Source organism: Enterobacter cloacae complex sp. P43RS (assembly GCF_014930585.1).
GTDB lineage: Bacteria > Pseudomonadota > Gammaproteobacteria > Enterobacterales > Enterobacteriaceae > Enterobacter > Enterobacter bugandensis.
In genome coordinates this window covers 29,855-41,276 of the sequence record NZ_JADBRJ010000003.1, presented here as the reverse complement: position 1 = coordinate 41,276, position 11,422 = coordinate 29,855, and the positions used below count along the sequence as shown (strand labels likewise).

The window sequence follows — 11,422 nt, the reverse complement described above, 5'->3', positions numbered from 1 at the left end:
AATTGCTCTCACTTTTTTGTTGTCATGCGCGCTACTGAGCGGCTGTGCACAACGTGCGGCGCCTCCGGTCCGGGAATCAGTGACCGCCTCGCCGCAGGTGCTGGTTAAGCGGCTTAAGGAGATAGACCAACAGCGCATCGCCAGCCCACAGGATATTGCGCTTCGCGCCGAGCAGGCTGACATCAGCAAAAAGCTGGTAAATGACTATCTGAAAAACGCCGATCTCGCGGTGCGTCAGAACAATTACACCCTGGCGACGCAAATGTGGCGCGATGCGCTTACCTATGAGCCCGGCAACCTGCGCGCCCTGCAGGGCTTACGCAAACTCGATGCCCGTAGAGCGCTGGACGCATTGTATAAGGAGGCGGTGGCTAACAGCACCCGCGACCCGGCACGCGCGCTGCACAAAATCCAGCAGGTACTGGAAGAAGATCCCAACTGGCCCCAGGCGCGCGCGCTGCGCGATCACCTGATGCGTGAGGTGTCGCGGATCAACCAGCCGGAGCAGCGTCTGAACCGGGAACTGCAAAAAACGATAGCGCTTAATTTTCGCGAGCACAGCCTGATGGCCATCTTTAACACCATCAGCCAGATGACCGGGGTCAATATCATTTTTGACAAAGATATTTCTTCCAGCACTACCGGCAGCCTGATAGCCAAACGCACCACTGCGGAAGATGCTATCAACGTGCTGCTGTTGTCGAATAACCTGCGGAAGAAGGTGCTGAACAGCAATACGTTGCTGATCTACCCCGCCACCGCGCAAAAAGAGAAGATCTATCGCGACGTGGTCGTCAAAACCATCTTCCTGGGTTATGCGAAAGCAAAAGAGGTCAACGTCGCCCTGCGCAATATGGTCAAGCTGAAGGATGTGCACGTTGATGAGCGAACCAACTCCGTCACCCTGCGCGGGCCAAAAGAGAACGTGGAAAAAGCGGAGCGCCTGTTAGTGACGCTCGACCGGCCTGAAGCGGAGGTCACGCTGGCCGTTGAGGTGCTGGAAGTAAATACCAACGATCTCGAAGCGCTTGGCGTGAAGCTGCCGCAAACCATTAGTGCGGGTTTTGCGAAAAGTAAAGAAGGTGATTTAAAGGGAAGCGGGATCCCGCTGGGCGACCTGAGCGCCAAAAATATCATGGTCGATATCGACAATATGACCATTGACATGAAAAAAGTGTTGAGCAACGCCAGAGTGCTGGCCAACCCGCGGATCCGGGTGAAAAACAATAAAAAAGCGCTGGTTGATATTGGTCAAACGATCCCGGTACTGACCACAACCGTCAATGACGGGATTTCGCAACAGAAAGTGGATTATCAGGACGTTGGCCTGAAGCTGGAAGTCACCCCGGAAGTCAGTATGGATGACAATATCTCAATGGAGGTGAAGTTCACGCTCAGTGCCCTGGGCGCCGAAGAACCCGGTGAGAACGGAGCAAAGTATTACCGCACCACGAAACGCGAAGCCAATACCACGCTCAGCAGTATGAACGGCGAGACCCAGATGCTGGCAGGGCTGATCAAGCAGGATGAAACCACGACCCAAAAAGGAACGCCGTTATTAAGTGACATCCCGGGGCTGGGCCGCCTGTTTAGCAGCAATTCCGACAACAAAGAGCGCACGGAGGTGGTGCTGTTAATTACGCCGACCATTGAGCGCAACCTCGATTTACCGGGAAGCCACGTCAGTACCATTGAGATGGGCAGCGACGATTTAACGGGCGACAGCATTCAACTGCGCGACCTGCAGCGCGACGAGCCGGGGAGCGGGTTTACCGCACCGGCGCTAGCGCCGCCGGCCCATTTCCCTGACCGGGCGGCCACGCTGCCGCCACCGATCCTCGATGAGTCAGAGACGGAAAACGGAGCATCGTAATGCAGCGCCAGCGCGGTTTTACCTTGATTGAGATGATCGTCACGCTGGCGCTACTCGCCACGCTTGCCGCTGCCGCTGCGCCGCTGATGCGTAACTACCATCAGCGGCAGCAGGAGACGCAATTACGTGAGTCGCTGCGCACGCTACGCGATGCCATTGACCGTTATCACCAGGCAAGCGTGGACGGCATCATTGAGAAAAAAACCAGCGAATCGGGATATCCGCCGACACTAAAAAGCCTGGTGGAAGGCGTGCGGGATAAGACATCGCCCACTGGCGCGATGATCTACTTCCTGCGCCATATACCGCGCGATCCGATGTGCGATTGCGAGGGAAAAAATGATGAAGAGACCTGGCGGATACGCGCATCCACGCAGCCACCCGGCGATTTCAGCGGCGGAGGGAAAGACGTGTTTGATGTCAGTAGTACCAGTACGGCCAGCGGTCTGAATGGAGTGCCCTATGCGCAATGGTGAAAAAGGTTTTACGCTCATCGAGCTGCTGGTGGTGATGGCGATCATCGCGACATTGATGACCCTTGTCGCTCCACGTTTTTTCCAGCACGCGGACAGAGCCAAAGAGGTGGTGCGCGAGCATAACCTGCATGCGCTGCGCAGCGCGATCGATCACTACCGCCGCGATCGCCTGGCGGGGCCATACAGCCTGGAGGATCTGATCGAGGCCGGTTATCTGCGCCAGATGCCGCTGGATCCCATCACCAACCGCCGCGATATCTGGGAGGCGAAGACCGATGACGAAGGGCAAATTATTGACGTCGAGACGCCACCTAAACCCGGGCAGGATCATCGCGATGCGTTCGATTAAACGACAGGGAGGTTTTACCTATCTGCTGCTGCTGATTGCGCTCTCCACGCTGGCGTTGTCGCTGCTGAAAAGCCGCGATGAGGTGCAGATGCGTTATCAGGCGCAACAGGAGGCTGAGCTTTTATTTCGCGGGGATCAAATCCGCGCAGCGATACAGGCCTACCGCGGCAACGGTGATGGCTGTTTTCCCGTGCGTTTCGAACAGCTGCTTATTGATAAACGCGGGCGAAAACCGCTTTATCACCTGCGCCAGCACTACGCCGACCCGCTAACCGGGAGTAAAAACTGGGGGATGATCCTCGATCCTCAGGGGCGCTGGATTGGCGTGCGCAGTCTCGGAAAGGGTACGCCACGGAAAAAAGTCGGCTTTCGTCACGATCCAAAACAGTTTGCCAAAGCGAAAACGTATTACGACTGGAAATTTCAGGTAGAGAGCGATCCGCAGGCCCCGCTGCCTGCGGCTTGTGGTCGCTAATGCAACGACTGTCTTTGTCATGAAAAAATCCTCTTTGAGAAAAATAAAAACAACAAGTTTACTCAACAGTGACCATATCTTAATGCGTCAGGCCGTAAAACATACCACCAGATAAAATCATCGTTTATTTATTTTTAACTCATAGATACAGAGAAGATTCTTATTAATCAGAAGACCAGCACCGTCTTATTTTATTCTGAGGAATGAATATAATGCCTTGCCACTATTCAGGCTGGAATAGTAGGCTTAATAGCCATCTCATATATTTTACCCTGATGAGCGAGACATAAGATGGAACCATCAATTAAACAGACTCATGAAAAAATTCGGGTTTGCGTGCGAACAAACTCTTTTTTATTCGAAAAAGGGCTTGAAGAAATAGCGCGATTTTATTTTATCGCCAGAGATAAAATACTGTGCATTATCGATGCTGACACGTTTGGCACGAAGACGCATCTGGTGAAGTATCTGGAGTTCATCAGAAGAATTAAACCCGACATGCTTGTTTTGATCACGGGTCATCACACCCGAAGCGAGCAGCACGCATGGTATGTAAGAGCAAATGAATCCCTGTCGGGCTGGTGCGAAACCATTGATGCCATGAACTTTATGCGACCCAATCTCGACAGCGTTATCGATTTTTACAGAAGGCAACATGACTGAAAATCTTTTGCAAACGGAGGACTAGACGTGAAGTTAAGTTTTTGTATCAGGACGAATGTTTTGGCGAAAATGGCCGATGTCACCGAGGCTGAATTAGTGTATGCGCTCATGACGACGGGTGAGCTGTTCGGGGTGAAAATACCGGCACCGTTACCGGGCAGGCATAATGCCAAAACGCGTAGCTTTGATTACAAAGAAGCACTGGATTTTGCTGAAGAAGTGAAAATATCCCGAGACAGTAAAAGGCAGATCTGAAAACGTAATAAGTCCATCCCTTAATCAAGTGATACCTCAATCCATTCTTTATATTTACAGCAGCACTGCCCGGATGACTTAGCGTTTTCCTTCAACATTGATAGCGCAATATAAATGACTTCAGCGTACAAGCAATCATTAATACTCCGGGCATACTCAAGTTTTTTACCCAGATAATAACTAAGCGAAACATGATCAATATTAATCCCCTGCAAGGATAATTGCGTGGCGGCATCGCCAATGAGTATTGATGCTTGCTTTTCAGGATAGACATTATTCATGAATTTTAGCCCTGCACTTTGGAAATATTCGACAGGTAGAGTTCAGGGGGCTTATGCCCCCTTGTTTACAAAAACACCTCAGAATGAATTAACGTGTTTACCAATCACAGCTACTTAAGCCCGTATTTTTAAACGTTTTTGATTCCGTCTTTCCTCTGATACCGTCCTTATTAACTGGCGTCACATAAAGCGTGACTTCCCCCCAATAGCCTAAAGTAACGCTTTTTATGTTGGAAACGACGGTGCTTCCCCACTTCCACTGAAATATCGTGTTGCCTTCAGATGCACCGCCATTAGCGTTGTAGGTGTAGGTTGCCGTTATTCTGTTACAGGCTCCGGTACTGCCGCTGTAACCCAGGTTTGTAACGAAAGGCGCAGGCTTAGATCTTATGGTAACAGCACCACTAAAGGCCTCAGTGCCAGATAACGGCTGCCCTGAACCTTTAGGCGTCACGGCCACCCGCACGTCATAACCCGCATAGCTGTCCGGCAGCGTGAACGTTTTTGCCGTGCCGCCTGCGACATTCCTCCACGTCTGGCCATCCTTCCACTGCCACTGGAAGCTGGAGACGTCCGTACCGGCCCCGTTTGCCGTGAAGGTGTATTCCGCCCTTAGGGTCTGCCCCACCTCCGGCGTGCCGGAGATCCTTAGCCCCGTCACAGACGGCATACCATACACCGCTACCGCCGGGCTGTTCTGTACCGCACCGGTCAGCGACGGCTGGCTGCTGCCCTTCGGCGTTACCATTACCCGCACGTTGTAACCCGCATAGCTGTCCGGCAGCGTAAACGTGCTTGCCGTGCCGCCTGCAGCATTCTTCCATGTTGCACCATCCTGCCATTGCCACTGGAAGCTGGAGATGTCCGTACCGGCCCCGTTTGCCGTGAAGGTGTATTCCGCCCTCAGGGTCTGCCCCACCTTCGGCGTGCCGGAGATCCTCAGACCCGTTACCGACGGCGCGTCATAGGCTGCCATCGTCGGACTATCCTGTACCGCCCCGGTCAGCGACGGCTGGCTGCTGCCTTTCGGCGTTACCACCACCCGCACGCTGTAGCCCGCATAGCTGTCTGGAAGCGTAAACGTTCTTGCCGTGCCGCCTGCAGCATTCTTCCATGTTGCACCATCCTGCCATTGCCACTGGAAGCTGGAGGCGTCCGTCCCGGAACCGTTTGCCGTGAAGGTGTATTCCGCACTCAGGGTCTGCCCCACCTTCGGCGTGCCGGAGATATGCAGATTGGTTATTGACGGCGCACCATAGGCATCCACCGCCGGGCTGTGCTGTGTATCGCCCTGCAGCTGAGGCTGGCTGCTGCCCTCCGGAATTACCGTCACTTTAATGCTGTAACCCGCATCCTCGGCCCGGAGGGTGTATTCCCGACCCGTGGCCCCCTCAATCGGCATCCAGCTGGTTTTCTCATACCTCCCCCAGATAAAGGTGGATTTATCCGTACCGCTTCCATTTGACGTGAAGGTGTATTCTGCCCTCAGGATCTGCCCTACCCTCGGCGTGCCGGAGATGTGCAGATTGGTTACCGACGGCGCCCCATAAGCGTCTACCGACGGGCTGCTCTGTACCGCTCCAGCCAGTGCTGGCTGGCTGCTGCCCGTCGGCGTCACCACCGCCTTAATGCTGTAACCCGCGTCTCCCGCCTGAAGAGTGTATTCCCGGCCGTTGGCCCCCTCGATCGGCATCCAGCTGGTTTTCTCATATCTCGCCCAGATATAGGTTGAAGCATCCGCACCGGTTCCGTTCGCCTTGAAGGTATATTCCGCCCTCAAGGTCTGCCCTACCTTCGGCGTGCCGGAAATCTTCAGGCCCGACACCGACGGCGCGCCATATACTTCGACCGCTGAACTTTCCTGCGCCACTCCGGCCAGAGCCGGGTGACTGCTGCCCTTCGGCGTCACCACCACCCGCACGCTGTAGCCCGCATAGCTGTCCGGCAACGTGAACGTGCGTGCCGTATTGCCAGCGGCGGCCGCATTCTTCCAGGTCTCACCGTCCTTCCACTGCCACTGGTAGGTGGACGCATCCGCACCGCTCCCGTTTGCCGTTAAGGTGTATTCCGCATTCAGGGTCTGCCCCACCCTCGGCGTGCCGGAGATGTGCAGATTGGTTACCGACGGCGCCCCATAAGCGTCTACCGACGGGCTGCTCTGTACCGCTCCGGCCAGTGCTGGCTGGCTGCTGCCCGTCGGCGTCACCACCGCCTTAATGCTGTAACCCGCGTCTCCCGCCTGAAGGGTGTATTCCCGGCCGTTGGCCCCCTCGATCGGCATCCAGCTGGTTTTCTCATATCTCGCCCAGATATAGGTTGAGGCATCGGCACCGCTTCCGTTCGCCGTGAAGGTATATTCCGCCCTCAGGGTCTGCCCCACCTCCGGCGTGCCGGAAATGTGCAGATCTGTCACCGATGGCGCACCGTAAACATCTAATGCCGGGCTGTGCTGCACCGCCCCGACCAGAGACGGCTGACTGCTGCCCTCCGGTATTATCGTTACTTTAATGCTGTAACCCGCGTCTCCCGCCTGGAGGGTGTATTCCCGGCCGTTGGCCCCCTCGATCGGCATCCAGCTGGTTTTCTCATACCTCGCCCAGATATAGGTTGAAGCATCCGCACCGGTTCCGTTCGCCTTGAAGGTGTATTCCGCCCTCAGGGTCTGTCCCACCTCCGGCGTGCCGGATGTACGCACGTCCTCCACCGCTGGCGTGCCGTAAGCCATCACCGCCTGGCTCTCCTGGAGCGTTCCGGTCAGCGACGGGTGACTGCTGCCCTTCGGCGTCACCACCACCCGCACGCTGTAGCCCGCATAGCTGTCCGGCAGCGTGAACGTTCTTGCCGTATTGCCAGCGGCTGCCGCATTCTTCCATGTCTCTCCGTCCTTCCACTGCCACTGGTAGGTAGACGCATCCGCACCGCTCCCGTTTGCCGAGAAGGTGTATTCCGCACTCAGGGTCTGCCCCACCTTCGGCGTGCCGGAGATATGCAGGTCTGTCACCAACGGCGCGCCGTAAATCTCCACGCCGGATTCGCCTTTTTTGCCGTTGACCGTGGCGCTCACCGTGATGGTTCCACCGGTATTTTTCGTGGTGACGGTCATTGTCCCCACGCCTCCGGTTCCGGTGATGGTGCTGGTCTCCCCCTGGGCCACCAGCTCCGGTTTGTCGATATCCCAGACAATCGCCTCGCCCACTACCGCACGGCCAAAGCGGTCCTTCACCGTGGCGGTGTAGGTAATGGTGTTCAGCCCGTTAGCTTCCACGCTGGCCGCGCTGGCAGTGACCGTCACGGCTGACGCTTTCCCGGTGACCGGCTCCGTTTTTGATGACGCCTTATAGCCCTCATTTTTGGCCGCGTTGGTAGCGGTTACCGCGACAAACAGCGTTGCCCCTGTGTCCTGCTCTGTCAGGTGATAACTTTCCGACGTGGCGCCGTCGATCGCGCCACCGTCACGGTGCCACTGGTAGCTCAGCTTCACCTCACCGCCGCCGTTCTGTTCCACGTCCACCTTCTCAACGCTTACCGTGTCACCCACCTTCAGCCCGGCGGTTTGGTTCAGCGTGATGCTTTTGATCGTCGGAATCCCCTGCAGCGCCACGCCGGACTCGCCCTTTTTGCCGTTGACCGTGGCGCTCACCGTGATGTTTCCGCCGGTATTTTTCGCGGTGACGATCATCGTTCCCGTGCCTTCTGTACCGGTGACGGCGCTGGCCTCTCCCCGGCTCACCAGCTCCGGCTTGTCGATGTCCCAGACAATCGCCTCGCCCACCACCGCACGGCCGAAGCGATCCTTCGCCGTGGCGGTATAGGTAATGGTGTTGAGCCCGTTCGCATCCACGCTGTCCGCGCTGGCGGTTACCGTAACATCTGACGCCTTCCCGACCACCGGCTCCGTTTTCAACGACGCCTTATCGCCTTCATTTTTGGCCTCGTTGGTCGCGGTCACCACCACAAAGAGAGTCGCCCCCGTATCCTGCTCCGTCAGGTGATAACTGTCTGACGTGGCGGCATCGATCGCGCCACCGTCACGGTGCCACTGGTAGCTCAGCGTCACCTCACCGCCGCCGTTCTGCTCCACGTCCACCTTTTCCACGCTTACCGTATCGCCCACCTTCAGCCCGGCGGTTTGGTTCAGCGTGATGCTGCGGATAATCGGGTAACCGTTGAGCGTCAGCTGCGTCGCTTGTTTTTTGCCGCCAATATCGACCTCTATTTGCGCATTGCCCCCCGCGGATGCGGTCGTAAACGTGGCCGTCGCTTTGCCTTCTGCATCGGTTTTTTCGATCGCGTTGCTTAGCGCGCCAAACTGCTGCGTGATTAACGACCACGTTACGGGTGCGTCCGGTACGCTATTGTTGTGCTCATCCAGCGCGATGGCGGTCAGCGTCGAAGTGCTGCTCCCATTGGCATTCAGCGTATCTGGGGTACCTTTAAGCTCAACATGATTCACTTTCCCGACAGTCACATTGACGATCTTCTGCTCATCACCGGCGGAGACTTTCACCTGCGTTGGCGCTTTTTCAGGTACTACGACGGTTGCACTGGCAATACCGTGCTCATCGCTGTCTCCGGTAGGCGCTTCCCGGAACTGACTCCCTTCTATCCGCCAGGTGATGGCCTGCTTACGGCTGATAACCGCGTTATCAAACCGGTCATACAGCTGCGCGCTGACGGTTTTATCCTCACTGCCTGCGACCGCGTTTTCCGGGACGTCCAGCACCACTTTTTCCACCGGCCCTGGCTCAAGGCTTACGGGCGCTGACGGGCTACTCACGGTATCTACCGTGGCGTTCACCACCCACTTCTCTGCTGCTTTTTGCGGCGCGATAAGCGCGATGGATGCTCTTCCCTCGCTATCCGTTTTGCCGCTCAGGGTTTCACCGTTACTGCTCCACGTGACGTTCTTCTCAACTGTCAGAGGCTTACCATCCTGATCGGTAACTTCAATAGTGAACGTCTTTTCCGTGGCAACTTCTGCGCGCTCGGGAGAGGCCACGAAGCGGATGGCAAGCGGGTGGGCAAAATCGACCACCAGCGCCATCTTCTCCTGCTGAACATTGTTATCACTGGCGGTGCTCTGGGTCTGGATCCCGCCTGGCGGGATCAGCGAGGCCGTAATTTCATCTTCACCATCCGCCATGATGTTTTCTATTTTTACCAGCGCCTGACCGTGCTCATCGGTGCGTACGCTGTTTTGCGACAACGAGCCAAGCGAGTTCCTGCTCTGCCAGTACACCATCTGATCGGTCAGAGGGGAGCCCTGACCGTCTTTCACCTCGGCTAACACCAGCAACGCACCGTGACTCTCTTCGAAGAACTTCACGCTGCCGTCACGGCGGATCTCACCGGGTGAAAGCAGATGATCGATACGCAGGGTGGTTATCGTTGCGCTCCCGGTAACTTTCGCCGTTCCGCTCTCCCCTGGTATCCCTTTTTTGTTGAACGGTGTGACTTCAAAGACCACGCTTCGGGCCATATCACGCGTTTGCACCTCATACGTAGCACTCCCTTCCTTGAGCAGTTCGCCTGAATCTGCGTCATACCAACGCATCCGGGTTTGTTCAGGGTCTTCATCCTCCCCTTCATTGCTTTTATAGAGATAACTCCCCTCCAGGATCTGGCCCGGGGACATGTCCCCCTTAATGGCAACGCTCTCTACGGAAGGGGCAAAATCGCCCGGCGTCACGGTCAGGTGATAGCTGGCGGAACTTAATACGTGCTCCGGATCGACAGGTGACGTTTCCGTCGCGGTGATGGTGACATCGCCCCGATGCGTTGGGTTCACCAGACCGCTGCCCGGCTCCACGGTCGCGATCGCCGTGCTGGAGGAGGTGTAGCGAATGACGCCCCCCTGCCCACCTTTCACCGCGTGCAGCAAAGGCACGCCAGCCTGCGTGATTTTTTCCGTCGGGCTGAAATAGAGGCGTCTGTCTTTTTCTTCCTGCTTATAGGCGAGAACAATGTTGTTATTACGAGTAACGAACTCCGTGCGGGACTGCATGAGCGATGGCAAAGCCGCCGCATTTTCACTTGCCAGCATTTCGGAAAGTTTTCGGCCAAACTCCCAGTGGAAATTCAGCCCCACAGAGAAGTTATCCCGCTGCCCGCTAATCATGCTCTGCTCCGCGCTGACCCCTACCAGCGGCACAGGTTGCCACTTAAGCCCGAGGTTAAGCCCGTGAGGATTGTGGCTGGCTTCGCTGCGGCTGCCGTTAACGTCCACTTTGTCGCCATACCACTGGAACCAGCCCAATTTAAGCGCGACGTGCTGTGAAAGGGCCGTCTCCAGATTGAGATCCCAGCCGCGGGCGGCACGTTCATACAGTTCATAGCGGTCGGGATCGTCATTAAACATGCTGTCGTCAGAATGACGCCAGCCGCTCAGGGGCAGGTAGTAGTTCGCGGACGCACGAATCCCATCGCTCCACAGCTCGGCGCCGGCCCCCATTCGGTTATGGTGCCGCGTGACATCCTGATCGAAAAAGAGGTTTCCACCCGCCATCAGATGCGGGTTAAAGGTATGTCGCCAGCCCAGTCCAACGTTAAGGATATCGCGCTCGTTCCAGCGGTGTGCGCTCATCTGAGTGAACAGAATGTCGTGTTGCCAGATTTTAACCGGCCACAGATAGTCCAGCCCGAAATCGCGGCTATCGCTCCCGCCAATACCGACATCTGCCGTAACGCGGGCTTTCCCGCCGATATTGTTTAACCACGCTTCCACTTCCTGGGTTAACGCGGCATTCACCTCGCTATTTGCCGCACCGCGCAGGGCATCACCCGCGCCGTTTTGTTGGGCGCTTCCCCACATGCCGGCCATTTTATCCCGCAGGGGCTGATTGCTTTCGCTTTCAATGGTTGCGTGAGTTTCAGTTTGCGCCCGCGCGACGGGGGGAACCGTGAGCAAAAAGATGGAAAATAAATAATGTAAAAGGATTATCCACACGGATAATTTTTGACGTAAAGAACAGTACGAAACACTGGGCATTGTGACGCATCCCTAATTAATTAAACTCCCTGGTTAGCGATATTAAGATCCAGATAATTCCT

8 protein-coding genes are annotated in these 11,422 nt (G+C 56.1%); 6 read left to right on the top strand and 2 right to left on the bottom strand.

What is annotated here, in order from left to right:
- Positions 1-79 precede the first annotated feature (79 nt).
- From IM294_RS07195 to IM294_RS07170, 6 genes are all read left to right on the top strand, one after another.
- Positions 80-1,873, top strand: a complete 1,794-nt coding sequence (locus tag IM294_RS07195; protein WP_232948720.1) for a secretin N-terminal domain-containing protein — start codon at positions 80-82, stop codon at positions 1,871-1,873.
- On the top strand, positions 1,873-2,349 hold the full coding sequence (locus IM294_RS07190) for a type II secretion system protein (RefSeq protein WP_126818269.1): 477 nt from the start codon (positions 1,873-1,875) through the stop codon (positions 2,347-2,349). The genes IM294_RS07195 and IM294_RS07190 overlap by 1 nt, the downstream gene beginning before the upstream one ends.
- Positions 2,336-2,698 (top strand): type II secretion system protein, encoded by a 363-nt coding sequence (locus tag IM294_RS07185; protein ID WP_080339181.1) that lies wholly within the window; start codon positions 2,336-2,338, stop codon positions 2,696-2,698. The genes IM294_RS07190 and IM294_RS07185 overlap by 14 nt, the downstream gene beginning before the upstream one ends.
- Positions 2,685-3,173 (top strand): type II secretion system protein, encoded by a 489-nt coding sequence (locus IM294_RS07180; protein WP_100170723.1) that lies wholly within the window; start codon positions 2,685-2,687, stop codon positions 3,171-3,173. Before IM294_RS07185 ends, IM294_RS07180 begins: the two co-directional genes overlap by 14 nt.
- Before the next feature lie 291 nt (positions 3,174-3,464).
- On the top strand, positions 3,465-3,836 hold the full coding sequence (locus IM294_RS07175; protein WP_048960602.1) for a hypothetical protein: 372 nt from the start codon (positions 3,465-3,467) through the stop codon (positions 3,834-3,836).
- Between the two features lie 27 nt (positions 3,837-3,863).
- Positions 3,864-4,091, top strand: coding sequence for a hypothetical protein (locus tag IM294_RS07170; protein ID WP_234105963.1), 228 nt, complete (start codon positions 3,864-3,866; stop codon positions 4,089-4,091).
- A 20-nt stretch (positions 4,092-4,111) separates the two neighbouring features.
- Here IM294_RS07170 and IM294_RS07165 read toward each other — a convergent pair whose 3' ends face one another.
- Complete coding sequence (locus IM294_RS07165) at positions 4,112-4,372, bottom strand: hypothetical protein (RefSeq protein WP_048999698.1); 261 nt, start codon at positions 4,370-4,372, stop codon at positions 4,112-4,114.
- Positions 4,373-4,469: 97 nt separating this feature from the next.
- The gene (locus tag IM294_RS07160; RefSeq protein WP_193360320.1) at positions 4,470-11,192 is read right to left on the bottom strand and encodes an inverse autotransporter beta domain-containing protein; all 6,723 of its coding nucleotides are present in this window, start codon (positions 11,190-11,192) and stop codon (positions 4,470-4,472) included.
- Between the last annotated feature and the right edge of the window lie 230 nt (positions 11,193-11,422).

Bases quoted from the DNA above. Each gene is read 5' to 3' on its own strand.
- IM294_RS07190 (WP_126818269.1), top strand. From the start codon at position 1,873: ATGCAGCGCCAGCGCGGTTTTACCTTGATTGAGATGATCGTCACGCTG.
- IM294_RS07185 (WP_080339181.1), top strand. From the start codon at position 2,336: ATGCGCAATGGTGAAAAAGGTTTTACGCTCATCGAGCTGCTGGTGGTG.
- IM294_RS07165 (WP_048999698.1), bottom strand. From the start codon at position 4,372: ATGAATAATGTCTATCCTGAAAAGCAAGCATCAATACTCATTGGCGAT.
- IM294_RS07180 (WP_100170723.1), top strand. From the start codon at position 2,685: ATGCGTTCGATTAAACGACAGGGAGGTTTTACCTATCTGCTGCTGCTG.
- IM294_RS07160 (WP_193360320.1), bottom strand. From the start codon at position 11,192: ATGGCCGGCATGTGGGGAAGCGCCCAACAAAACGGCGCGGGTGATGCC.
- IM294_RS07175 (WP_048960602.1), top strand. From the start codon at position 3,465: ATGGAACCATCAATTAAACAGACTCATGAAAAAATTCGGGTTTGCGTG.